This window comes from Paracoccus denitrificans, assembly GCF_900100045.1.
GTDB lineage: Bacteria > Pseudomonadota > Alphaproteobacteria > Rhodobacterales > Rhodobacteraceae > Paracoccus > Paracoccus denitrificans.
In genome coordinates, this window is sequence record NZ_FNEA01000004.1 from 157,897 (window position 1) to 180,814 (window position 22,918).

Annotated in this window: 19 protein-coding genes and 1 other RNA gene; 12 read left to right on the forward strand and 8 right to left on the reverse strand. The window is 67.7% G+C overall.

Annotated elements, in window-relative coordinates; all coding sequences use genetic code 11:
- Positions 1–18: 18 nt before the first annotated feature.
- On the reverse strand, positions 19–771 hold the full coding sequence (locus BLT64_RS04490; RefSeq protein ID WP_011748113.1) for a DsbA family protein: 753 nt from the start codon (positions 769–771) through the stop codon (positions 19–21).
- Between the two features lie 135 nt (positions 772–906).
- Here BLT64_RS04490 and BLT64_RS04495 point away from each other — a divergent pair, with 135 nt between their 5' ends.
- The 5 genes from BLT64_RS04495 (at position 907) to BLT64_RS04515 (ending at position 8,333) form a co-directional block, all read left to right on the forward strand.
- Complete coding sequence (locus tag BLT64_RS04495; protein ID WP_011748112.1) at positions 907–2,043, forward strand: pyridoxal phosphate-dependent aminotransferase; 1,137 nt, start codon at positions 907–909, stop codon at positions 2,041–2,043.
- Positions 2,040–3,275 (forward strand): N-acetylmuramoyl-L-alanine amidase, encoded by a 1,236-nt coding sequence (locus BLT64_RS04500; protein WP_011748111.1) that lies wholly within the window; start codon positions 2,040–2,042, stop codon positions 3,273–3,275. The genes BLT64_RS04495 and BLT64_RS04500 overlap by 4 nt, the downstream gene beginning before the upstream one ends.
- Positions 3,276–3,345: 70 nt before the next feature.
- Positions 3,346–5,883: a penicillin-binding protein 1A gene (locus BLT64_RS04505; protein WP_011748110.1), complete on the forward strand. Its 2,538-nt coding sequence runs from the start codon at positions 3,346–3,348 to the stop codon at positions 5,881–5,883.
- A gap of 88 nt (positions 5,884–5,971) precedes the next feature.
- Positions 5,972–7,099 carry a peptide chain release factor 2 gene (prfB, locus tag BLT64_RS04510; RefSeq protein WP_041529891.1) on the forward strand — a complete coding sequence of 376 codons (1,128 nt, stop codon included), beginning with the start codon at positions 5,972–5,974 and terminating at the stop codon, positions 7,097–7,099.
- 178 nt (positions 7,100–7,277) lie between these two features.
- A complete protein-coding gene (locus BLT64_RS04515; protein WP_011748108.1) occupies positions 7,278–8,333 on the forward strand; it encodes a patatin-like phospholipase family protein in 1,056 nt (351 codons plus the stop codon).
- Here BLT64_RS04515 and BLT64_RS04520 read toward each other — a convergent pair.
- From BLT64_RS04520 to BLT64_RS04535, 4 genes are all read right to left on the reverse strand, one after another.
- Positions 8,330–9,244 carry a pseudouridine-5'-phosphate glycosidase gene (locus BLT64_RS04520; RefSeq protein ID WP_011748107.1) on the reverse strand — a complete coding sequence of 305 codons (915 nt, stop codon included), beginning with the start codon at positions 9,242–9,244 and terminating at the stop codon, positions 8,330–8,332. The two genes, BLT64_RS04515 and BLT64_RS04520, sit on opposite strands and share 4 nt — an antisense overlap.
- Complete coding sequence (locus BLT64_RS04525; protein ID WP_011748106.1) at positions 9,232–10,137, reverse strand: PfkB family carbohydrate kinase; 906 nt, start codon at positions 10,135–10,137, stop codon at positions 9,232–9,234. Before BLT64_RS04525 ends, BLT64_RS04520 begins: the two co-directional genes overlap by 13 nt.
- Before the next feature lie 63 nt (positions 10,138–10,200).
- An RNA gene (gene ffs / locus BLT64_RS04530) (signal recognition particle sRNA small type) lies at positions 10,201–10,297 on the reverse strand.
- Between the two features lie 48 nt (positions 10,298–10,345).
- Complete coding sequence (locus BLT64_RS04535) at positions 10,346–12,244, reverse strand: bifunctional 2',3'-cyclic-nucleotide 2'-phosphodiesterase/3'-nucleotidase (RefSeq protein WP_011748105.1); 1,899 nt, start codon at positions 12,242–12,244, stop codon at positions 10,346–10,348.
- A gap of 117 nt (positions 12,245–12,361) precedes the next feature.
- Between BLT64_RS04535 and BLT64_RS04540 the strand changes: the two genes are divergently transcribed.
- Positions 12,362–12,823: a hypothetical protein gene (locus BLT64_RS04540; protein ID WP_011748104.1), complete on the forward strand. Its 462-nt coding sequence runs from the start codon at positions 12,362–12,364 to the stop codon at positions 12,821–12,823.
- A 39-nt stretch (positions 12,824–12,862) separates the two neighbouring features.
- Here the strand turns inward: BLT64_RS04540 and BLT64_RS04545 are convergent, their stop codons facing one another.
- Positions 12,863–13,750: a prephenate dehydratase gene (locus tag BLT64_RS04545; RefSeq protein ID WP_011748103.1), complete on the reverse strand. Its 888-nt coding sequence runs from the start codon at positions 13,748–13,750 to the stop codon at positions 12,863–12,865.
- A gap of 163 nt (positions 13,751–13,913) precedes the next feature.
- Between BLT64_RS04545 and BLT64_RS04550 the strand changes: the two genes are divergently transcribed.
- From BLT64_RS04550 to BLT64_RS04575, 6 genes are all read left to right on the forward strand, one after another.
- Positions 13,914–14,444, forward strand: coding sequence for a c-type cytochrome (locus tag BLT64_RS04550; RefSeq protein WP_011748102.1), 531 nt, complete (start codon positions 13,914–13,916; stop codon positions 14,442–14,444).
- A gap of 184 nt (positions 14,445–14,628) precedes the next feature.
- A complete protein-coding gene (locus BLT64_RS04555; RefSeq protein ID WP_041529890.1) occupies positions 14,629–16,497 on the forward strand; it encodes an extracellular solute-binding protein in 1,869 nt (622 codons plus the stop codon).
- Positions 16,498–16,540: 43 nt separating this feature from the next.
- The gene (locus BLT64_RS04560; RefSeq protein WP_011748100.1) at positions 16,541–17,680 is read left to right on the forward strand and encodes a microcin C ABC transporter permease YejB; all 1,140 of its coding nucleotides are present in this window, start codon (positions 16,541–16,543) and stop codon (positions 17,678–17,680) included.
- Positions 17,680–18,786, forward strand: coding sequence for an ABC transporter permease (locus BLT64_RS04565; protein WP_011748099.1), 1,107 nt, complete (start codon positions 17,680–17,682; stop codon positions 18,784–18,786). Before BLT64_RS04560 ends, BLT64_RS04565 begins: the two co-directional genes overlap by 1 nt.
- Entirely contained in the window at positions 18,783–20,396 is a 1,614-nt protein-coding gene (locus tag BLT64_RS04570; RefSeq protein WP_011748098.1) for an ABC transporter ATP-binding protein, read from the forward strand. The genes BLT64_RS04565 and BLT64_RS04570 overlap by 4 nt, the downstream gene beginning before the upstream one ends.
- A complete protein-coding gene (locus BLT64_RS04575; RefSeq protein ID WP_011748097.1) occupies positions 20,396–21,613 on the forward strand; it encodes a glycosyltransferase in 1,218 nt (405 codons plus the stop codon). The genes BLT64_RS04570 and BLT64_RS04575 overlap by 1 nt, the downstream gene beginning before the upstream one ends.
- Here BLT64_RS04575 and BLT64_RS04580 read toward each other — a convergent pair.
- Positions 21,610–22,095 carry a hypothetical protein gene (locus BLT64_RS04580; protein WP_011748096.1) on the reverse strand — a complete coding sequence of 162 codons (486 nt, stop codon included), beginning with the start codon at positions 22,093–22,095 and terminating at the stop codon, positions 21,610–21,612. The two genes, BLT64_RS04575 and BLT64_RS04580, sit on opposite strands and share 4 nt — an antisense overlap.
- A 56-nt stretch (positions 22,096–22,151) precedes the next feature.
- Positions 22,152–22,877 (reverse strand): molecular chaperone DjiA, encoded by a 726-nt coding sequence (locus BLT64_RS04585; protein ID WP_011748095.1) that lies wholly within the window; start codon positions 22,875–22,877, stop codon positions 22,152–22,154.
- Positions 22,878–22,918 lie beyond the last annotated feature (41 nt).

Here is a 22,918-nt window from a genome sequence, read left to right on the forward strand (position 1 = left end):
CGCGCCGGCGGTGCGGCTTCAGCCCTCGGCCTTGGCCTCGCGTGCCCGGGCGACGGTGCCCTCCAGCCCCTCGGCGGGCATGCCGCGCAGCATCTCGCCCTCGATGATGAAGGTGGGCGTGCCCATGATCCGCATCTGCTCGGCCAGCTGGTGGTTCTTGCGCAGCACGGCCGAGACGTCCTCGGTGTTCATCCGGTTGATGACCGCCTGCGCCTCGACGCCCAACTCGCCGGCAAGCTTGGTCAGGCTTTCCAGGTTGACCGGCCCGCGCGATTCCATCAGCGCGTCATGCGCCTTCTTGTAGGCGTCGGGGCCGGCTTCCTGCTGCACCGCGACGGCAAAGCGGGCGGCCATGTCGCTTTCCTGGGTCAGGATCGGGAATTCCTTCAGGATCCAGCGGATATTGCCATCGGCCGAGATCAGCTTCTCCACGTCCGGGCTGACCCGCTTGCAGACGCCGCAGCGGTAATCGATGAACTCGACCAGCGTCACGTCGCCCTGCGGGTTGCCGCCGACCCAGCTGTGCCCGTCGTCGAAAATGGCGGCCTTGCTGTTTTCGACCAGCAGTTCGTCGTTCCTGGCCTCGTCGGCAAGGCGGCGTTCCTCCAGCACGTTGATCGATTCGATCAGCACGTCGGGATTGGCCATCAGGTAGTCGCGCACCGCCTCGCCGAAGGCGGCCTTCTCGGCCTCGGTCATGTTGGCCGGGTCGAAGGCCATGGCGGGCAGGGCGGTCGCCGTCAGCAGGGCGGCGGTCAAAAGGGCTTTCATCCAAGGATCCTTTCCAGTTGCCGGCAACTTGGCCCGTTCGGGGCTGCGTTGCAAGCGATCCGCCCCGGTTTCACGCGGGCTTGACCGGGCCGCCCGCAGGCCTGATACCCGGCCAAAACCATGAGGCTGGCAGATATGAGACAATCCCGCCGCGGGCAGGTCGACCCCTTCATCGTCATGGATGTGATGGAGGCCGCCCGCAAGGCCGAGGCCGAGGGCCGCCGCATCATCCACATGGAGGTCGGCCAGCCCTCGACCCCGGCCCCCCAGGGCGCGTGCCGGGCGCTGGCCGCGGCGCTGGACCGGCCCTTGGGCTATACGGTCGCGCTTGGCCTGCCGGAACTGCGCCGGGGCATCGCCGGGCTTTACAAGCGCTGGTATGGGCTCGACCTCGATCCGCGCCGCGTCGTGGTGACGCCGGGCTCCTCGGGTGCCTTCATCCTGGCCTTCTCGGCGCTCTTCGACGCGGGCGAGCGGGTGGCACTGGGCGAGCCGGGCTATCCCAGCTATCGCCAGATCCTGCGCGCCATGTCGCTCACGCCGGTCGGCATCCCGACCCGGGCCGTGGATCGCTATCAGCCGCGCCCCGGGGATCTTCCGGCCGATGCGCAGGGGCTGATCCTTGCCTCGCCCGGCAACCCGTCGGGCACGGTGCTGCGGCGCGAGGAACTGGCGGTGCTATGCGCGCGGGCGGCGGAACTGGGCATGGCGGTGATCTCGGACGAGATCTATCACGGGCTGGATTACGGCGCCGGCTTCCATTCCGCGCTGGAGGTGACGGACAAGGTCTTCGTCATCAACAGCTTCTCGAAATATTTCAGCATGACCGGCTGGCGGGTCGGCTGGATGGTGGTGCCGGACAGCATGATCCGCACCGTCGAGCGCATCGCGCAGAACATGTTCATCTGCCCGCCCCATGCCAGCCAGGTCGCGGCGCTGGCGGCGCTGGATTGCGTGGACGAGGCCGAGGCGAACCTGGCCGTCTATGCCGAGAACCGCCGCCTGATGCTGGAACGCCTGCCGCAGATGGGATTCGACCGCATCGCGCCGCCCGAGGGCGCCTTCTACATCTATGCCGATGTGTCGGACCTGACGACGGACAGCCTGGGCCTTGCCGCGGAGATCCTTGAAAAGGCCGGCGTGGCGGTGACGCCGGGGCTGGATTTCGACCCCCGTCGCGGCGCCCGGACGCTGCGTTTCAGCTATGCCGCATCGACGGCCGAGATCGCCGAGGGGCTGGACAGGCTCGCGGCCTTCATGGCGGCGCGATGAGATGGCTTTGCGCCCTGCTGCTGGTCTGGCTTGCGCTGCCGGTGCTGGCCGATGACCGCGCGCGCTCGGCGCTTGCGACGGTCGACCTGGCGGAGTCCTCGCTCATGGCCGAGGGGCGCGACCGGGGCAGGCCGCGGCCGATGGAATTGCGGCTGACGATCAGCCAGCCGGTGCCTTACCGGGTCTATTTCCTCGACGGGCCGCCGCGACTGGTGGTCGATTTCCGCGAGATCGACTTTTCGGGCGCCGATGCCGATGCGCTGCCGGGGCGCGAACTGGTGCCGGCGCTGCGCTGGGGCCGGTTCCGGCCCGGCTGGTCGCGCCTGGTGATGGAACTGCCCGGCCCCTATGCGCTGCGCCTGGCGGTGCAAAGCCCGGCCGAGGGCGGGGCGCAGGGAGCGCTGGTCAAGCTGCGCATCGAGCCGGTCGATCAGAAGGATTTCGCTACCCGGGGCAATGCGCTCTCGGCGCTGTGGGACCTGCCGTCGCCGGCGGCCGTCGCCCCATTGCCGCCGCGCCGTGCGGGCGCGCGGCCCTTGCGCGTCGCGCTGGACCCGGGCCATGGCGGCCATGACCCGGGCGCCCAGGTCGGCGCGATCAGCGAAGCCGCGCTGATGCTGGGCTTTGCCCGCGAACTGACCGAGATCCTGACCCGCGCCGGTTTCGAGGTCGTGGCAACCCGCAAGGACGACAGCTTCATCCCGCTGGAGCGGCGCATGACCATCGCCCGTGCGGCGCAGGCCGACCTGTTCATCTCGCTGCATGCCGATGCGCTGCCGGCGGGCGAGGCGGCGGGCCTGTCGATCTATGTCTGGAACCAGCAGGCCGACGACCGCGCCACGCGCGAACTGGCCATGCGCCACGACCGCGCCGACCTTCTGGCCGGGCTGGACCTGTCGGGCACCGACGACCAGCTGGCCGACGTGCTGATGGATCTGGCGCGGACCGAGACGCATCCGCGCTCGGAAGCCTTTGCCAAGTTCGCGGTTTCGGAACTGAACCGCGCAGGCATCGCCATGCATCGCAGGCCGGTGCGCGGCGCGGCATTCTCGGTGCTGAAATCGCCCGACATTCCCTCGGTGCTGGTCGAACTGGGCTTCATGACCGATCCGGGCGACCGGGCCAACCTGTTCGACCCGGATTGGCGGGCGCGCACCGCGCAGGCGCTGGCGCAGGCGATCGGACATTGGGCGCAGGACGACGCCGCCCGCGCCGCCTTGCTGCGCAAGTAGCGCAAGGTTGCTTTGACGGGCGCGGCGACGCTGTCTATAGAGACGCAGGTTATCCCCAGAGGCTTGCCCATTGCTGCGTTTCCTGCTGTCCTTCATCGGCGCGATCTTTTCCTGGCTCGTGACCGCGGTCTTCTTCATCGCCCTGACCGTGGGCGCGGTGTTCTGGATGTATTCGCGCGACCTGCCCAGCCATGAGCAGCTGGCGCAATACGCGCCCAAGACCATCAGCCGGATCTATTCCGCCGAGGGGCGCCTGATCGACGAATTCGCCGAGGAGCGCCGCATCTTCGTGCCGATCGGCGACATTCCGCCGCTGGTGAAGCAGGCTTTCGTCAGCGCCGAGGACAAGCATTTCTACAGCCATCACGGCTTCGACCCGATGGGCATGGGCAAGGCGGTGCTGGATGCGATCAGCTCGGGCGGGCGCAACCTGCGCGGCGCCTCGACCATCACCCAGCAGGTGATGAAGAACTTCCTGCTGTCCAGCGACCGCAGCGTCGAGCGCAAGATCAAGGAACTGATCCTGGCGACGCGGCTGGAGGCGACGCTCAGCAAGGACCAGATCCTTGAACTTTATCTCAACGAGATCTTCCTGGGCCAGAACAGCTTCGGCGTGGCTGCGGCGGCGCAAAGCTATTTCAACAAGCCGCTGACCGAACTGGCCCCGCATGAGGCCGCGACGCTTGCCGCCATGCCCAAGGCGCCCAGCCGCTATCACCCGGTCACCGCCAAGGAGGCCCTGACCGAGCGGCGCGACTACGTCCTGCGCGAGATGTGGCAGAACGGCTATATCGACAAGGCGACCTATGAAGCCGAGGCGCAGCAGCCGTTGCGTTCGGTGCAGAACGGCGACTTCCCCGCCTTCCGCGAGCAGTTGCCGCAGCGCGATTATTTCACCGACGAGATTCGCCGCCAGCTTTCGGCGCAGTTCGGCGCCGAGGAATTCTTCGGCGGCGGTTTGGCGATCCGGGCGACCGTCGACCCCAAGCTGCAAAAGGTCGCCGCGCACGCGCTGCAACAGGCGCTGGAGAAATACGACCGCGGCCGCGGCGTCTGGCGCGGCACCCGCGTCACGATCCCCGCCGAGCAACTGGACAGCGAGCAGGAATGGCGCGCCGCGCTTGCCGATGCCAGCGTGCCGCGCGACATCGAGGGCTGGTTCCCGGCCGTGGTGCTGTCGCTGGAGGGCGGCGACGCCTCCATCGGCATCGAGGATCAGGAGGGCATCGCCACCATCCCGGCCAAGGACGTGCAATGGGCAAGGAAACGCCGCGCCGACGGCACGCTGGCGCCCAAGGCCAAGGTGGCCTCGGACCTGCTGGAGCTGGGCGACGTGGTGCTGGTGCGCCGCATGACCAGCGACAGCGACGGCAGCTTCATCCGCTGGACCCTGCGGCAGGTGCCCGAGGTGCAGGGCGGTTTCATGGCCATGGACGTCAATACCGGCCGGGTCATCGCCATGCAGGGCGGCTTTTCCTATCAAAGCTCGGTCTTCAACCGGGCGACGCAGGCGCAGCGCCAGCCGGGCTCCAGCTTCAAGCCCTTCGTCTATGCCGCCGCGCTGGATTCGGGCTTCAACCCGGCGACCATCGTGGTGGACGAGCCGATCACCGTGAACACGCCCCAGGGGCTGTGGACGCCCAAGAACGCCAGCGGCAAGTTCTATGGCCCGACCCCCATGCGCACCGGGATCGAGCAGTCCCGGAACCTGATGACCATCCGCATCGCCCAAGGCATCGGCATGGACACGGTGGCGAAATATGCCGAGAAATTCGGGGTCTACGACCACCTTGGCCATTTCCTGGCGAACAGCCTCGGTGCGCAGGAAACGACGCTGTTCAAGATGGTCGCGGCCTATGCCATGTTCGCCAATGGCGGCGAGCGGGTCGAGCCGACGCTGGTAGACCGCGTTCAGGACCGCCGCGGCCGCACCATCTATCGCCACGACCGCCGCGAATGCGTGACCTGCGGCCAGCCGACGCTGCCCGCCGGCGCCGCGCCCGAGATCCGCTCGAACCGCGAACGGGTGATGGACGCGATCACCGCCTATCAGCTGACCTCGATGCTGGAGGGCGTGGTCAAGCGCGGCTCGGGGCGTGGGGTGAACCTGCCGGTGCCGGTCGCCGGCAAGACCGGCACCACCAACGACGCCAAGGACGTGTGGTTCATCGGCTTTACCTCGAACATCGTCGCCGGCTGCTACCTGGGCTATGACCAGCCGCGCACGCTGGGCGCCAACGCCTATGGCGGCACGCTTTGCGTGCCCGTCTTCAACGAGTTCATGCAAGAGGCTGTCAAGGAATTCGGCGGCACCGTCTTCAAGGTTCCGCCGGGCGGGCATTTCGTCAACATCGACCGCTTCAGCGGCGCGATCCTTGGCCCGGATGCCAAGGGCGACAACGTGATCGCCGAATATTTCCGCGATGGTCAGAACCTGACCGGCCTGATGCTGGTCGATGGCGGCTTCGGCCGCGCCGATCCGGGCACCTTGCCGCTGTTCACGCAGGCACGCGATGGCGGGCAGGCGGTGACCACCTCGACCGGCCAGAAGAGGGTGATCCCGAAAAAGGCCGATTTCGGCACCCTGTCCTCGGGCGGGCTGTATTGAGGCCGCTTTGCCGGGCGGGTGCTTGCCGCCGCCCGCCGCCCGCGTTATTTGTCCTGCCCTATCCGAAATCCGAACCCAGAGAGTGCCCATGCGCGCCGAAACCCAAGCCACCATCGAGGCGATCCGCAAATCGCTGAAACTGCTCGGCCAGCGCATGGACTGGGAAACCGCGCCGCACCGGCTGGAAGAGCTGAATGCGATGATCGAGGCGGGCGACATCTGGTCCGACCAGGCCCGCGCCCAGAAGCTGATGCGCGACCGGCAGATGCTGTCGGACGCGGTCGAGACCTATCGCCGCATCGAGAGCGAGCTCAAGGACAATGCCGAACTGATCGAGCTGGGCGAGGCCGAGGGCGATGACGAAATCGTCGCCGATGCCGAGGCTGCGCTGAAGTCGCTGGCGGAACTGGCTGCCCAGAAGGAACTGGAGGCGCTGCTGAACGGCGAGGCCGACGGCAACGACACCTTCCTTGAGATCAATGCCGGCGCCGGCGGCACGGAAAGCGCCGACTGGGCCAGCATGCTGGCGCGGATGTATGTCCGCTGGGCCGAGAAGAAGGGCTATAGCGTCGAGCTTCTGTCCGAGACGCCGGGCGAGGAGGCGGGCATCCGTTCCGCCGCCTACAAGATTTCCGGGCCGAACGCCTATGGCTGGCTGAAATCGGAATCGGGCGTGCATCGGCTGGTGCGCATCTCGCCCTATGATTCGGCGGCGCGGCGGCATACCTCGTTTTCGTCGGTCTGGGTCTATCCGGTGGTCGACGACAATATCGAGATCACCATCCCCGACAACGAGATCAGGATCGACACCTATCGCTCCTCGGGCGCCGGCGGGCAGCACGTCAACACCACCGATTCGGCGGTGCGGATCACCCACCTGCCGACCGGCATCGTGGTGACCAGCTCGGAAAAGTCGCAGCACCAGAACCGCGCCAACGCCATGGCGGCGCTGAAGGCGCGGCTGTATCAACTGGAGCTGGACAAGCGCAATGCCGCGATCAACGCCCAGCACGAGGCCAAGGGCGATGCCGGCTGGGGCAACCAGATCCGCTCATACGTGCTGCATCCCTATCAGATGGTGAAGGATTTGCGGACCGGGCACGAGACCTCGGACACGCAAGGGGTGCTGGACGGGGCGCTGGATGCCTTCATGGCCGCCACGCTGGCGCTGGATGTGGCGGGCAAGTCGCGGGCCGAGGCGCAGGCCGAGGACTGATCCGTCGCGCCTTTCGCGCGGTTGCATGAGTATTTGGAGAACGAAGAAGCCCGAGGCTTGCGCATCGCGGTGCGGGCCGCGACTGTGGCGCCATACACCTTTTCGTCAGCGCGGGAACGCCGAGATTGGATGCTGCGTTGCGGCATAGTATGCTGCGATTGCAAGATGCGGGGTGGGCATGGACGTGAAGCGGATCAATCTGGCGCTTCAGGGCGGCGGCGCGCATGGCGCCTTTGCCTGGGGCGTGCTGGACCGGCTGCTGGACGAGCCCGGGATCGAGATCCGCGGCATCAGCGGCACCTCGGCCGGGGCGCTGAATGGCGCTGCGCTGGCTGCCGGCCTGTCCTGCGGACCGGGCAGGCGTGGGCGCGAGGCGGCGCGGCAGAACCTGGCCTATATCTGGTCGCAGGTCGGGCAGGTCAGCGACAATTCCGTGGTGCGCTGGCTGCATTCCATGTTTCCGGCGCCGCGCGCCTGGCAGCGGCTGACCGAGCTTTTCTCGCCCGTGGCCTGGCTGGGTTCGCTGACGCGGGTGTTCAGCCCCTATGATTCGGGGCCGTTCTACACCAACCCGCTGGCCGCCATCCTGCGCGAGATGCCGCATCCCCGGCTGGGCCGCGAGGAGGGGCCGGCCTTTTTCGTCACCGCGACCAATGTGCGCACCGGGCTGGTGCGGGTCTTCGGCGGGGCCGAGGTGACGGTGGACAGCATCCTGGCCTCGGCCTGCCTGCCCGAGCTGTTCCGCGCCGTCGAGATCGACGATCCGCTGACCGGAGGGCGCGAGGCCTATTGGGACGGCGGCTATTCCGGCAATCCGGCGCTGTTCCCGCTGTATCGCCCGGACCTGCCGCGCGATATCGTCATCGTCAACATCAATCCGATGCTGCGCGATGCCGTGCCCAAGACCCCGGCCGCGATCCAGGACCGGGTGAACGAGATCAGCTTCAACGCCGCGCTGCTGGCCGAATTGCGTGCCATCAATTTCGTCAAGCGGTTGCATGCCGAGGATCGGCTGACCGGGCGGCCGATGAAGAACGTGCTTCTGCATGCGTTCATGGACGAGGATCTGATGAACTCGCTGAGCGCCAGCACCAAGCTGATCCCGAATCCCGGCCTGTTGCAGCGCATGCACGACGCCGGGGTCGAGGCGGCCGATCGGTTCCTGGAGGATGATGCCGAGAATCTGGGCGAGCGCGATTCCTACGACCTGTCGCGGCTTTTTGGCCGCCGCTAGGTGGCCATGGCGGCGGCGATGCGCGCGGCCAGCCGGGCATTGTTCAGCACCAGCGCGATATTGGCGTCGAGCGAGCGGCCCTGGGTCAGCTCGAAGATGCGTTGCAGCAGGAAGGGCGTGACCGCCTTGGCCGCGATGCCCTGCGCCTCGGCCTCGGAAAGCGCCTGTTCGACCACCGGGATCATCTCTGCGCGCGGGATCTCGGCCTCCGGGGGGATCGGGTTCACCACCAGCTGGCCGCCCGAGAGGCCCAGTTCGCGCCGCAGCCGGGCGCTGGCGGCGATCTGGGCCGGGTCGTCCATGCGCAGCGGCGCGGCAAGGCCCGATTCGCGCGACCAGAAGGCCGGCAACTGGTCCTGGCCGAAGGCGATCACCGGCACGCCCAGCGTTTCCAGCACCTCCAGCGTCTTGGGCAGGTCCAGGATCGCCTTGGCCCCGGCCGCGACCACCGTGACCGGGCTTTGCGCCAGCTCCTGCAGGTCGGCCGAGATGTCGAAGCTGGTTTCGGCGCCGCGATGCACGCCGCCGATGCCGCCGGTGGCAAAGACCTCGATCCCGGCCAGATGGGCGCAGATCATCGTGGCGGCCACCGTGGTCGCCCCGGTCCGTCCCAGCGCCAGGCAGGCGGCGAGGTCGGCGCGCGACAGCTTCATCACCTGCTCGGCCGGCGTCGAGGCCAGCGCCTCCAGCGCCTCGGCATCCAGGCCCACGCGGATGCGCCCGCCCATCACTGCGATGGTGGCGGGCACGGCGCCCTCTTCGCGCACCGCGGCCTCGACCTGCTGCGCCACCTCGAGGTTCTGCGGATAGGGCATGCCATGGGTGATGATGGTCGATTCCAGCGCCACCAGGGGCTGGCGGTCGGCCAGCGCCTGCGAGGTTTCGGGGGAAAGCGCGATCAGGGGGGGCATGGTTGGTCCTTTCCACAGACATGGTCGGATGCGGCGTTCACCGCGCGGGTCAGGGCCTCGGCGCGCCCGGCGCCGCGGCTTTCGGCCGCGAGATGCGCGGCAAGGAAGCTGTCGCCCGCGCCGGTGACGCGCGTGGCTGCGACGGGGGGCGGTGCCTCGGTCAGGGTCGGCGCGTCCTGTGCCGCATCGGCGGCGGGACGGGCGCCGTCGGTCACCAGCGCGCGGCGGGCGCCGAGTGCGATGACGGCCTCGGCTGCGCGGGCGGCATCGGGCAGGCTGCGGCCGGCCAGCGCCTCGGCCTCGGCGCGGTTCAGGTGGAAGATGGCGCGGGGATGGTCGATCAGCACCCGCAGCCGGGCCGCCTTGTCGGGGCTGGCGGGCACGATGCGCAGGTCGGCGGCCGAGAGGCGCGGATCCAGCGCGATCCGGTCCAGGACCGGCGCGGTCAGGTTGCCGTCGAGTACCAGTGTGCCCCGCCAGGGCCGGGTGGCATCGCCCAGCCGGCCGTCGAGCAAGGGGGCGAGGATCGCGGTGCCGGCGGTTTCCAATGCCCGGGCATCGGCGATGGCGGCGACCAGCCCGTCCGGGCTTTCGATGGCCAGGTAGCTGTCGGTGGCAAGCCCGCCGTCGCGCCACAGCCAGCGGGTATCGACGCCGCGCCGGCCCACCTCGGTCACCAGCGCCTCGCCCGGCGCATCGCGGCCGACGGCCGAAAGCATGGCCGGCGCGAGCCCCTGCCGCGCCAGGGCCAGCGCCACGTTCAGCGCCACGCCGCCCGGCTGCCGGGTGATCCGGCCGGGCAGGTCGGCCCCCGGGTCAAGCCGCATGGCGCTGTGCCCGATCACGTCCCATAGCATGGCGCCGAGGCAGAGAATGCGGGGGCGGGTGGTCATCGGCGGGCCTTCGGACGGGTTGGGCCCGCGCAGGCTATCGGTTCACGCTGAGGGGGAAAAGAGGGTGAGAGGCTGGACAGCGACCCAAGCGGGACTCGTTACGGCTGCTTCCTTCCGGACCTGACCGGGTTGGCGAGGCGCCTGCCCGCGCCAACCTCTCGCCGCCTAGATAGGCGCGCGCGCGGCGGGATGCAAGCGGCTTGGCCCGCTAGAGATGCAGCCGCAGGCGCAGGAAGCCGTCAGGGCCCATGCCGGCCGGCTCGGCCCGCGCGGAAAGCCCGTCCAGATGCCGGGCGGCGGCCGGCCCGGTCTCGAACAGGACCGAGGCGCCGGGCAAGGGGCGAAAGCTCCAGCCCATCTGCGGGTCGGGGGCCAGCACGCGGCGGCGCGCCACATAGCGGCGCAGCACCTCGCGGGTGCGCAGGGCGCCGTCCAGCAGCACCGGCCGGCCCGCCGCCACCGGGGCGAACAGGCCGCAATCGGACAGCCGGTAGCTGTTCGTCACCAGGATAAAGGGCTGGTCCGGCGCCACCGGGCGGCCGCGATGGGTCAGCGCGCCGATGCGGTGCGAATCGCCATGGGCCAGCCGGCCGTCCGGGGCGTAGCGCGGCGGGCGGCTGAGGTCGATCTGCCAGCCGAGCCCGTCGATGACGTCGAAATTGTAGCTGGGAAACTCCGGGTCGATCAGCGGCTGGTCGGGCCGGCCCGGCTCGATGCGCAGAAACAGGCCGGCTGAGCGTTCCAGCCATTCGCGCAGCTCGGCCCCGGTCAGGCGGATGGCGCAGATCCGGTTCGGGAACAGGTAGAGATCGGCGATGTTGCGCAGCGTCAGTCGCCCCGCCGGCACATCGGTATAATGCTGCGGCCCGCCGCGCCCTCCGGCGCGAAAGGGCGCGGCCGCCGAAAGGATCGGCAGGTCCTGCCAGCGCGTGCCGCGCAGGGCGTGCCGCACATGCCAGCGCTGCGCCATGGTCACCAGCCGCAGCCCGGAATCCTGGCCGATCAGCGAGAAATAGCTGTTCAGCGGCCGCTCGGTCCGGCCGATGCGGCGGCGGAAATGCCGCAGGGTGCGGCGGTGGACGGCCAGTGCCGGGCCGGTGACGGCGGGGTCGTCGTCTTCGGTCCCGACCGGCTCGGCGCGGCAGGCAAAGCCGGCGATGCGCCAGCCGTCGTCCGTGGGCAGCAGCCGCAAGTCGACCAGCCCCAGATGCGAGCCCCAGAAGCCCGGCATGACCGCGGGCTTGCCGGCCAGCGTGCCGCGCAGGGCGTCGATCCCTGGGCCCTGCGGATGGTCGGGCGACGGGAACAGCCGATGCGTATGGCCGGCGATCACCACGTCGATGCCGGGCAGGGCGGCCAGGGCGGTCGCGGCGTTTTCCATCATCGGGGCGGGGGCAAGCGCGCCGATGCCGCTATGCGCCAGCGCCACCACCAGATGCGCGCCCTGGTCGCGCAGCGCCCTGATGCCGGTGCGGGCGGCCGGCAGGATGTCCTCGACGGCGATCTCGGATTTCAGCCTCGGCTCCCACGCGATCGTCTGGGGCGGCAGAAAACCCAGCACGCCGATGCGCAGCCGCTGCGGGCGTCCTTGCGCGTCGTGGAACTGCCGCTCCAGCAGGACATGGCTCTGCACCGGCAGGGGACGCAATGGCCGCAGGTTGGTCGAAACCACCGGGAATGCGGCCGCCTCCAGGGCGCGGCGCAGAAAGCCTAGGCCAAAGCTGAAGTCGTGGTTTCCAAGGGTGGCCGCGTCATAATGCAGCGCATTCATCGCCGCGATGGCCGGGTGCGGCCGGTTCGGGCCGATGCCGTCCGATTCGGCCAGGTAATCGCCCATCGGGCTGCCTTGCAGCCCGTCGCCATTGTCGAACAGCAGGCAATTCCGTGCCGTCCGGCGCGCGCGGGCGATCAGCGCCGCCACCCGCGACAGCCCCAGCCGGTCCGAGGGCCGGTCCGCGAAATAGTCATAGCCCAGCACATGCATGTGCAGGTCCGTCGTCGCCATGATGCGAAGCTCGACGGCATTGGCGGCGGAATGCGGATGGATGGCAGAGGACGTGCAGCTCATGCCATGCGAATGCAGACAATTGGTCCATAACGCAACCATGGATTGTATTTCGTGATCAAAGGTCGCTACCGCAGATGGGCGGGCGGACTTGCATGCCGCAACGCAACATGGGATGAGCCGCCAAGCTGCGACCTTTTCATATTGACCGGATTAACGATGAAATTCTCGACCCGACAGGATATCGACCTTGCCGCGGAAGGGTTGTTCCGCGCCGCCAGCAACTTTCCTGCCATCGAGCGGCTGCTGGTGCGTCGCGGCGCTACGGTGCGCCGGCTGGACGACCTGGCCGAGCCGGGGGTCGGCATGCGGTGGCTGATCGGCTTTGACTGGCGCGGCCGCCATCGCGAAGTGACCGCCGAGGTTGCGCAGCTGGATGCGCCCGAGGTGGTCGTCATCAAGGGCGGTTCCGACCAGTTCGACCTGACGATCCGCCTGACGGTGGTGGCGCTGACCCGGGCCAAGGCGCGGCTGATCTTCGAGACCGAGGCGCATCCGCGCAGCATGAAGGCGCGGCTGATGGTGCAGACCGCCAAGCTGGGCAAGGCGCAGCTCGACCGCAAGTTCGCGCGGCGGGTCGGGGATTTCATCGCCGCCCTCGTCTCGGGCCAACACGCCTGAGCCTTCCGCCCGGCCCGCAGCGGCGCTGCCCGGCCGCGCTTACTCGGCGGCGGCCGCTTGCGACTGCGCCGCGCGCAGCGGGTCGGCGGGATAGACGCCCAGGATGTTCAGGCTGGAGGTGAAATAATCCAGCTCTTCCAGCGCGCGGGCGACATGCGGGTCTTCGGGGTGGCCCTCGATGTCGGCATAGAATTGCGTGGCGGTAAAGACGCCGTCCACCATGTAGCTTTCCAGCTTGGTCATGTTGACGCCGTTGGTGGCAAAGCCGCCAAGCGCCTTGTAAAGCGCGGCCGGAATGTTGCGCACCCGAAAGACGAAGCTGGTCATCATGGTCGTGCCGCCCTCGGCATTGGCGCGGCGGCTGAAATCGGGCTGCCGCGCCATGACCAGGAAACGGGTGGTGTTGTTCTGGCGGTCCTCGATCCCCGAGGCGAGTTCCTCGAGCCCGTAGATCTCGCCCGCCAGCGGCGCGGCCAGCGCGGCCAGCGCCGGCTCGCCCCGGCGCGCGACCTCCAGCGCCGAGCCGGCGGTGTCGGCGCCGATCACGCTGCGGATGGCGTGGCGGCGCAAAAAGCCGCGGCACTGGCCCAGAAGCACCGGATGGCTCATGGCTTCGCTGATCTGCGACAGCTTCGTGCCCGGCACCGCCAGCAGGCTGATGCGCACCCGCACGAATCCCTCGTCGATGATGTGCAGCCCGGTCTCGGGCAGCAGGTGATGGATGTCCGCGACCCGGCCGTAGGTCGAGTTCTCGACCGGCAGCATGGCCAGTTCGGCACGGCCGCTGCGCACCGCTTCGATCGTATCCTCGAAGGTGCGGCAGGGCAGCGCCTCCATCTGCGGGCGATAGGAGCGGCAGGCCTGGTGGCTGTAGGCGCCGGGTTCGCCCTGGAATGCGATCACGTTCTGGGTCGAGGCGTCGGTCATGGATCACACCTTGGCTTGGGGTGGCGTCTTGGGGCCGTGCCCTGTGCCGGGGCGGCCTCTACGTCCGTTTTGTGCTTTGCGAGCGACAACTACACCTTGAACCGGCGGAACAAAAGCGGGTAGATACGGCCAAATCCACGGACAGCCCAGGGGATCCGCAGATATGTTCGATACCATGACCGTCACCAAGGCAGCCGGTGCGCTGATCGGCTCGCTTCTGTTCCTTCTGCTGATGAGCTGGGCGGCATCGGGTATCTTTCACGTCGGCACCTCGGGCCACGGCGCCGAGGGCGAAGAGCATGCCCAGGCATATACCATCCCGGTCGAGAGCGCCGGCGGCGCCGAGGGCGAGGCCGTGGACGAAGGCCCCGATTTTGCCACCGTCCTGGCCTCGGCCGATCCCGCCGCTGGCGAGAAGGTGTTCGGCAAGTGCAAGGCCTGCCACAAGCTGGACGGCAACGATGGCGTCGGCCCGCATCTGAACGGCGTCGTCGGCCGCACGGTCGCAGGCGTCGATGGCTTCAACTATTCCGACCCGATGAAGGCGCATGGCGGCGACTGGACCCCCGAGGCGCTGCAGGAATTCCTGACCAACCCGAAAGCGGTGGTCAAGGGCACCAAGATGGCCTTCGCCGGCCTGCCCAAGATCGAGGATCGCGCCAACCTGATCGCCTATCTGGAAGGCCAGCAGTAATCGGCCGGCCCATGCCGCGCAAGGATGGGGCGTCCCTTGGGGGCGCCCTTTTTGCTTGCCGCGGCCGTGCCGGGCGCGGCGGATCACGCAATTGCATGTTGAACCGGGGCCGAGGGCTGCTAGCTTTGGCGCCCGAGGCAGGCTGCTGCCCGAGCAAGACCCAAACAAGGATCGACAAGACCCGATGACGATGCGTTTCCTGCGACATGCCCCGATGGTTGCCCTTGTGGCGTTGCTGCCCGGCTGGACCCTGGCGCAGGAGCAGCAGAAGCAGGAGCCCAAGACCATCGTGTCGCACGGCATCTCGGTCTTCGGCGAGCCCGAACTGCCCGCCGATTTCCCGCATCTGCGCTATGTGAACCCGGAGGCGCCCAAGGGCGGCGAGATTTCGGAAAGCTGGCTGGGCGGTTTCGACAGCTACAATCCCTTTACCCATCGCGGCCGCGCCGGCCGGCTTTCGGTCATCATGCTCGAACGGCTGATGGAGGATCCGGCGGATGAGCGTGGTTCGTCCTATTGCCTGCTTTGCGAGACCATCGAATATCCCGAAAGCCGCGACTGGGTGATCTTCCACCTGCGGCCCGAGGCGAAGTTCTCGGACGGATCGCCGCTGACCGCGCATGACGTGCTGTTTTCCTTCGAGCTCTTGCGCGACAGGGGGCTGTCTTCCTATCGCACCGGCATCGCCAAGATGGTCGCCAAGGCCGAGGTGATCGACGATCACACCATCAAGTTCATATTCCAGCCGGATTATCCGCGCCGCGACGTGATCCAGCAGGCCGGTAGCCAGATCGTCTTCTCGCGCGAGGATTTCCGCAAGAACGACCGCGACATCGAGCGGTCGAGCAATATCCCCTTCCTCGGCTCGGGGCCCTATGTCTTCGATGCGGCCGAGATGGGCCGCTCGATGACGGTGCGCCGCAACCCGGACTACTGGGGCAAGGACTTGCCGATCAACGTCGGGCGCCACAATTTCGACAAGATCCGCTTCGAGTATTTCACCGATTACGACGCCGCTTTCGAGGCCTTCAAGGCCGGGGTCTATACCTTCCGCAACGAGGTTTCCTCGATCCACTGGGCGACGCGCTACGATTTCCCGGCTCTGAGATCCGGTGCGGTCAAGCGGGAAATGCTGCCCAACGGCGATCTCGCGACCGGCCAGTCCTGGATCTTCAACCTGCGGCGCGAGAAATGGCAGGACATCCGCGTCCGCGAGGCGATCGGGCTGGTGTTCAACTTCGAATGGTCGAACGAGACGCTGTTCTACGGGCTCAACACCCGGGTCAACTCCTTCTGGGACAACAGCGATCTGGCCGCCACGGGCAAGCCGTCCGGGGCCGAGCTGGAACTGCTGAAGCCGCTGGCCAAGGATCTGCCCGAGGGCGTCCTGACCGAGGATGCCGTGGTCCAGCCCGTTTCGGGCAAGTCGCAGCTCGACCGCAGGAACCTGCGCAAGGCCTCGGCGCTTCTGGACGAGGCGGGCTGGAAGGCCGGTTCCGACGGGATGCGCGTGAATGCGAAGGGCGAGCGGCTGAAGCTGGAAATCCTGAACGACAACCAGAGCTTCGACCGCATCATCAACCCCTTCGTGCAGAACCTGCGCGCGCTTGGCATCGATGCGGTGAACGCGCGGGTGGACGACGCCCAGATGACTGCCCGCACCCGCAGCCACGATTTCGACATGATCACCGACAATTTCCTGCTGGGATTCTATGTCGGCGGCGGGACCGAGCAGGTCTTCGGCTCCGAGAACGTGGGCGACGTCTTCAACCCGGCCGGCCTGGCCAATCCCGCCATCGACGCGCTGATCGAAAAGGGCATCCAGGCAACCACGCAGGAAGAGATGGACACCATCATCCATGCGCTGGACCGCAGCCTGCGCGCGCTGCGCTTCTGGGTGCCGCAATGGTACAAGGCCGAGCATACCGTCGCATATTACGACATTTTCGCCCATCCCGAGACCTTGCCGCCCTATGCGCTGGGTGAGCTTGATTTCTGGTGGTATGACGCGGATAAGGCGGAAAAGCTGAAACAATCCGGCGCGCTGCGCTAGGTCCCCCGGGGCCGGCGCGGATCAAGGCGGAGCAAGGGGACGGATGGCAGCCTATATCCTGCGGCGCTTGTTGCTGATCATACCCACGCTGATCGGCATCATGCTGGTCAACTTCACGCTGACGCAATTCGTCCCCGGCGGCCCGATCGAGCAGGTGATCGCCCGCGTCCAGGGCGAGGGCGACGCGCTGCGCAACATCACCGGCGGCGCCGGCGACGCACCCCAGAATACCGAATATGCCGGCGCCCGCGGCATCCCGCCCGAATTGCTGGACCAGTTGGAAGTGCAGATGGGCTTTGCCAAGATCGTCTGCACCCCCGCGCATCAGGGTGAGCCGGACCTGAAATCCCCCGACTGCGCCAAGGAAAAGATCGGCGCGGCCGAACGTTTCCTGATCATGCTGGGCAATTATGTCCGCTTCGATTTCGGCATCAGCTTCTTCCGCTCGATCTCGGTCATCGACCTGGTGCTGGAAAAGATGCCGGTCTCGATCACGCTGGGGCTGTGGTCCACGCTGATCGCCTATCTGATCTCGATCCCGCTGGGCATCCGCAAGGCGGTCAGGAACGGCACCTCCTTCGACACCTGGACCTCGGGCGCGATCATCGTGGGCTATGCCATCCCGGCCTTCCTGTTCGCGGTCCTGCTGATGGTGCTGTTCGCGGGCGGCAGCTATTGGCAGATCTTTCCGCTGCGCGGGCTCACCTCGGACAACTGGTCCGACCTGAGCCTTTGGGGCAAGGTCAAGGACTATCTGTGGCACATCGCCCTGCCGGTGACCGCCACCACCATTTCCAGCTTTGCCACGCTGACGCTGCTGACCAAGAACAGCTTCCTGGACGAGATCAACAAGCAATATGTCATGACCGCCCGCGCCAAGGGCCTGACCGAGGGGCGGGTGCTTTACGGCCATGTCTTCCGCAATGCGATGCTGATCGTGATCGCCGGGTTTCCGTCCATGTTCCTGGGCGTGTTCTTCGGCTCGTCGATCCTGATCGAGACGATCTTTTCGCTGGACGGGCTGGGCCGGCTGGGCTTCGAGGCCGCCGTGCAGCGCGACTATCCGGTGATCTTCGGCACGCTTTACGTCTTTGGCCTCATGGGCCTGGTGGTCGGGATCCTGTCGGACCTGATGTATGTGCTGGTCGATCCGCGCATCGATTTCGAGCGGAGGGCCGGCTGATGGCGATGACCGAGCTGAACCGCCGCCGGCTGCGGAATTTCCGCCGCAACAAGCGTGCCTTCTGGTCGCTGGTCGTCTTTACCGTGCTGTTCGTGGCCTCGCTGTTCGCGGAACTGATCGCCAACGACAAGCCGGTCCTGGTCAGCTACAAGGGCGAACTGCATTTCCCGGTCTATCGCTTCTATCCCGAGACGGCCTTCGGCGGCGATTTCGGCACCGAGGCGATCTATACCGATCCCGGCGTGCAATGCCTGATCCGCACCGGCGGGCGTGAGGAATGCTGGGACGACCCCGAGGCCACCGAGCGCGAGGCGCGCGAAACCGGCCAGGTCGCGGGCGAGGCGGTCGAGCGGGGCTGGATGCTGTGGCCGCCGATCCCCTATCACTATCGCACCATCAACAATGTCGGCACCGCCCCCAGCGCACCCGATGCGGCGCATTGGCTGGGCACGGACGACACGGCGCGGGACGTGCTGGCGCGGGTGATCTATGGCTTCCGCCTGTCGATCATGTTCACGTTGATCGTGACCGTGGTCGCCTCGCTTCTGGGCATCGCGGCGGGGGCGGTGCAGGGCTATTTCGGCGGCCGCACCGACCTGGTGTTCCAGAGATTGCTTGAGATATGGGGCTCAACCCCATCGCTTTACGTGATTATCATCTTGTTCGCGATCCTGGGGCGAAGCTTCTGGCTGCTGGTTTTCGTCTCGATCCTGTTCGGCTGGCCGGCGCTGGTCGGCGTGGTGCGGGCCGAGTTCCTGCGGGCGCGCAACTTCGAATATGTCCGGGCGGCGCGCGCGCTTGGGGTCAGTGACCGCGTCATCATGTTCCGCCATATCCTGCCCAACGCCATGGTGGCGACGCTGACCATGCTGCCGTTCGTTGTCACCGGCACCATCTCGTCGCTGGCGGCGCTGGATTATCTGGGCTACGGCCTGCCCAGCTCGGCCCCCTCGCTGGGCGAACTGGCCTTGCAGGCCAAGCAGAACCTGCAGGCGCCCTGGCTGGGCTTCACCGCCTTCTTCAGCTTTGCCATCATGTTGTCGCTGCTGGTGTTCATCTTCGAGGGCGTGCGCGACGCCTTCGACCCAAGAAAGACCTTTCGATGACGCCGGTTCTGGAAGTCAGCGACCTGCGGGTGGGGTTCCGGCAGGACGGGCAGCTTGCGCCCGCCGTCAAGGGCGTCAGCTTTACCGTCGGCAAGGGCGAGACGGTGGCGCTGGTCGGCGAATCCGGCTCGGGCAAATCGGTCACGGCGCTTTCGACGGTGCGGCTGCTGGGCGAGGCGGCAGAGGTCTCGGGCTCGGTCCGCTATGACGGGCGCGAATTGCTGGGCGCGGCCGAGCCGGAACTGCGTCGGGTGCGCGGCAACGACATCAGCTTCATCTTTCAAGAGCCGATGACCTCGCTGAACCCCCTGCACACGCTGGAGCGGCAGCTTGCCGAAAGCCTGGCGCTGCATCAGGGGCTGCGCGGCGCGGCGGCGCGGGCGCGCATCATCGAGCTGCTGACCCGCGTCGGCATCCGCGACCCGGAAACGCGGCTTGCCGATTACCCGCACCAGCTGTCCGGCGGCCAGCGCCAGCGGGTGATGATCGCCATGGCGCTGGCGAACGGGCCGGAACTGCTGGTCGCGGATGAGCCGACGACGGCGCTGGACGTGACCATCCAGGCGCAGATCATGGAACTCTTGGCAGAGCTCAAGGCTGCCGAGGGGCTGTCGATGCTGTTCATCAGCCACGACCTGGGCCTGGTGCGGCGCATCGCCGACCGGGTCTGCGTGATGAAGGGCGGCGAGATCGTCGAGCAGGGCCCGGTCGAGCAGATCTTTGCCCATCCGCAGCACGAATATACCCGCATGTTGCTGGCCGCCGAGCCACAGGGCCGCGCCGACCCCATTCCCGCCGACGCGCCGCAGGTCGTGGCGACGCAGGATCTGCGGGTCTGGTTCCCGATCCAGCGCGGCTTCCTGCGCCGCACCGTCGGCCATGTGAAGGCGGTGAACGGCGCCACGATCTCGGTCCGCGCCGGCGAGACCCTGGGCATCGTCGGTGAATCCGGCTCGGGCAAGACCACGCTGGCGCTGGCGATCATGCGGCTGATCGAGAGCGAGGGGCCGATCCTCTACATGGGCCGCGACATCTCGAAACTGCCGGGTCGGGCGCTGCGCGGCTTGCGCCGCGACATGCAGATCGTATTCCAGGATCCCTTTGGCAGCCTGTCGCCGCGCATGACGGTCGAGCAGATCATCTCCGAGGGCCTGGGCGTGCATGGCATCGAGCCGGGCCGCGACCGCCGCGGGATGGTGGACGAAATCATGCGCGAGGTCGGGCTGGACCCCGCCACCATGCACCGCTATCCGCATGAATTCAGCGGCGGCCAGCGCCAGCGCATCGCCATCGCCCGCGCCATGATCCTGAACCCCAGGCTGGTGGTGCTGGACGAGCCGACCAGCGCATTGGACATGACCGTGCAGGTGCAGATCGTCGAGCTTTTGCGGCGGCTGCAACGCAAGCACGGGCTTACCTTCCTGTTCATCAGCCACGACCTGCGCGTCGTGCGTGCCATGTCGCACCAGATCATGGTCATGCGCGCGGGCGAGGTGGTCGAGCAGGGATCGACCCAGGCGGTCTTCGACAATCCGCAAAGCGACTACACTCGCCGTCTGATCGAGGCGGCGTTTCTTACGGTAATAAGTGAAGATTTTTCGGTAATTTAATGAAAATACTGTTTGTTCACCAAAATTTCCCGGCCCAGTTCCTGCATCTGGCGCCGGCGCTGGCCGCGCGCGGCCATCACGTCATGAGCTTGACGGACGAAAAGAACCCGCGCCCTTCGCCCGTCCGCGTGGTGCGCTACAAGACGCCGCCCGAACTGAACCTGTCGCCGATGCTGGGCCGGACCTATAGCGAGATGGCCGAGCGCGGCTGGCTGGCCGCGCGCGGCTGCCGGGCGCTGCGCGATCGTCACGACTATACCCCCGACCTGATCTTCGGCCATAGCGGCTGGGGCGAGACGCTGTTCCTGCGCGAGATCTGGCCGGACGCAAAGCTGCTGGTCTATGCCGAACTGATGTATCGCACGCGCGGCCATGACGTCGGCTTCGATCCCGAGATCAGCCCCGACAGCGACGAGGCGCGGGTCAACACCGTCGCGCGCTCGGCGCATCTGATCCAGGGGCTGGTGCAGGCCGATGCCGGGCTGGCGCCGACGCGGTATCAGGCGGATTCCTTTCCGCCCGAATTGCGCCGCAAGCTGACGGTGATCCATGACGGCATCGACACAGTAAAGGTCTGCCCCAATCCGCTGGCGGAATTCCCGCTGCCGGACGGGCGCAAGTTGCGGGCGGGGGACGAGGTGCTGACCTATGTGTCGCGCTCGCTCGAACCCTATCGCGGCTTTCACCGCTTCATGCGCGCGCTGCCCGAGGTGCTGCGGGCGCGGCCGAATGCGCAGGTGGTGCTGGTCGGCGGCGAAGGCGTCAGCTATGGTGGCCTGCCCAAGGATGCGGCCGGCTGGAAGGAAAAGCTGCTGGCCGAACTCGACGGCCAACTGGACCTGTCGCGTGTCCATTTCATGGGCCGCGTGCCCTATCCGCAATATCTGGCGCTGTTGCAGGTCAGCCGGGTGCATTGCTACCTGACCTATCCCTTTGTGCTGAGCTGGTCGCTGACCGAGGCGATGGCGGCGGGCTGTTATGTCGTCGGCTCGGATACCGAGCCGGTGCGCGAACTGGTCCGCGACGGCAAGAATGGGCGGCTGGTGCCGTTCTTCGACCAGTCGGCGCTGGAGGTGGCGCTGATCCGCGGGCTTGCCGGCGACCCCGATGCCGCGCGGCTGCAAGCGGCGGCGCGCGAAACCATCCTGCAAGGTTATGACCTGCACCGCCACAGCCTGCCGCAGTTGGTCGACTGGGTGGAAAGCTTCGCGTCCTAAAGCTCGATCTCGTTTTCCGGATCGCGCTCGGGTAGCGGCAGCGGCGCGTCGGGGGTGTCGGGCAGCGGGTCCAGGCGCGGATCGTCCCCGGGCGCGGGGCGCAGCATGTCGCGCAGCGCATCGCCGACCGGCGGGGGCGGCGGCGCATCGGCACGGCGGCGGATCAGGATGTCGCCATTTTCCAGCCGCTCGGGCGCCTGATAGTTGCGCACATCGTCCATCAGCTTGCCGATATCCTCGAAGACCGGCGCGACCGCGCCCAGCGTATCGCCCAGATCGCGGCCCAGCCGGTCCAGATGCGGCTCGGCCTGGTCCAGCAGGTTGCGCATGAAGTTTTCAAGGCCCCGTTCCAGCATGTCGGATTCCGGCGCGGGCATGTCCTCGGAGGGCGGTTCGTCTGCCAGCGGCGGCTCGTAATCCTGCGCCACGGCGGCTGGGGCCATGAGCGCGCAGAGGATCGCGGGGACAAGGAGGTTGCGCATGGGCCGGTCCTTCGGCTGTTCGCAGGGGAAACGGATGCCGGACCGGGCGGGTTCCCTCAGGCCGGGCGCATCCGGTGCATGTTGCGGAAATTCTCCCAGGCTTCGTTCAGCGCGCGGGTGCGGGCTTCGGCCAGGCGGATCGCCTCGGGCGGCAGCCCGCGGGCGATGGCGCGGTCGGGGTGGTTCTCGCGCACCAGGTCGCGCCAACGCCGCCGCGCCTCGGGCAAGGGGGTCTCGGGCGTCACGCCCAGCACCTCGCACGAGGGGCAGCCCTGCCGGCGGTCGTGGCGGGCACGGATCGCTGCCACCTGCTCGGGCGGCAGGCCGAAGATGCGCGCCACCTCGTCGATGAAGACGATCTCGGCCTCGTGCAGGTCGGTATCGGCGACGGCGATGATGAACAGCCCCTCGACCACATCGGCCAGCACCGGGTCGCCCTGCGGGAACATGGCCGCGATGCGCCGGGCCCAGGCGTCGAAGCCGGCCACGTCCTGCCGCGCCAGGTCGAAGACGCGGGCGGCGTTCTTTTCCTCGGATCGCGGGATGATGAAGACGCGGCGAAAGGCCGCGACCTCCGAGCGTGCCACCGTGCCGTCGGCCTTGGCGAGCTTGGCCCCCAGCGCGATCACGGCGATGGTGAAGGCGACCGATTTCTCGGGCGGGGTGGCGGATCGGCGTGCGCCGACGATCGCCGCCAGCCGGTCGGCGATGCGCTGCCAGAAGCTGCGCGGCTTCGGCAATTCGGGGCAGGGCTGTTTCTGGTCCTTGATCGCGGCGTCCATGGCGTGCAGCCTAGGTGGGGCGACGGGTCAAGTCCACTGAC

Bases quoted from the DNA above. Each gene is read 5' to 3' on its own strand.
- BLT64_RS04490 (WP_011748113.1), bottom strand. From the start codon at position 771: ATGAAAGCCCTTTTGACCGCCGCCCTGCTGACGGCGACCGCCCTGCCC.
- BLT64_RS04495 (WP_011748112.1), top strand. From the start codon at position 907: ATGAGACAATCCCGCCGCGGGCAGGTCGACCCCTTCATCGTCATGGAT.
- BLT64_RS04500 (WP_011748111.1), top strand. From the start codon at position 2,040: ATGAGATGGCTTTGCGCCCTGCTGCTGGTCTGGCTTGCGCTGCCGGTG.
- prfB (WP_041529891.1), top strand. From the start codon at position 5,972: ATGCGCGCCGAAACCCAAGCCACCATCGAGGCGATCCGCAAATCGCTG.
- BLT64_RS04515 (WP_011748108.1), top strand. From the start codon at position 7,278: ATGGACGTGAAGCGGATCAATCTGGCGCTTCAGGGCGGCGGCGCGCAT.
- BLT64_RS04520 (WP_011748107.1), bottom strand. From the start codon at position 9,244: ATGCCCCCCCTGATCGCGCTTTCCCCCGAAACCTCGCAGGCGCTGGCC.
- BLT64_RS04525 (WP_011748106.1), bottom strand. From the start codon at position 10,137: ATGACCACCCGCCCCCGCATTCTCTGCCTCGGCGCCATGCTATGGGAC.
- BLT64_RS04535 (WP_011748105.1), bottom strand. From the start codon at position 12,244: ATGGTTGCGTTATGGACCAATTGTCTGCATTCGCATGGCATGAGCTGC.
- BLT64_RS04540 (WP_011748104.1), top strand. From the start codon at position 12,362: ATGAAATTCTCGACCCGACAGGATATCGACCTTGCCGCGGAAGGGTTG.
- BLT64_RS04545 (WP_011748103.1), bottom strand. From the start codon at position 13,750: ATGACCGACGCCTCGACCCAGAACGTGATCGCATTCCAGGGCGAACCC.
- BLT64_RS04550 (WP_011748102.1), top strand. From the start codon at position 13,914: ATGTTCGATACCATGACCGTCACCAAGGCAGCCGGTGCGCTGATCGGC.
- BLT64_RS04555 (WP_041529890.1), top strand. From the start codon at position 14,629: ATGACGATGCGTTTCCTGCGACATGCCCCGATGGTTGCCCTTGTGGCG.
- BLT64_RS04560 (WP_011748100.1), top strand. From the start codon at position 16,541: ATGGCAGCCTATATCCTGCGGCGCTTGTTGCTGATCATACCCACGCTG.
- BLT64_RS04565 (WP_011748099.1), top strand. From the start codon at position 17,680: ATGGCGATGACCGAGCTGAACCGCCGCCGGCTGCGGAATTTCCGCCGC.
- BLT64_RS04570 (WP_011748098.1), top strand. From the start codon at position 18,783: ATGACGCCGGTTCTGGAAGTCAGCGACCTGCGGGTGGGGTTCCGGCAG.
- BLT64_RS04575 (WP_011748097.1), top strand. From the start codon at position 20,396: ATGAAAATACTGTTTGTTCACCAAAATTTCCCGGCCCAGTTCCTGCAT.
- BLT64_RS04580 (WP_011748096.1), bottom strand. From the start codon at position 22,095: ATGCGCAACCTCCTTGTCCCCGCGATCCTCTGCGCGCTCATGGCCCCA.
- BLT64_RS04585 (WP_011748095.1), bottom strand. From the start codon at position 22,877: ATGGACGCCGCGATCAAGGACCAGAAACAGCCCTGCCCCGAATTGCCG.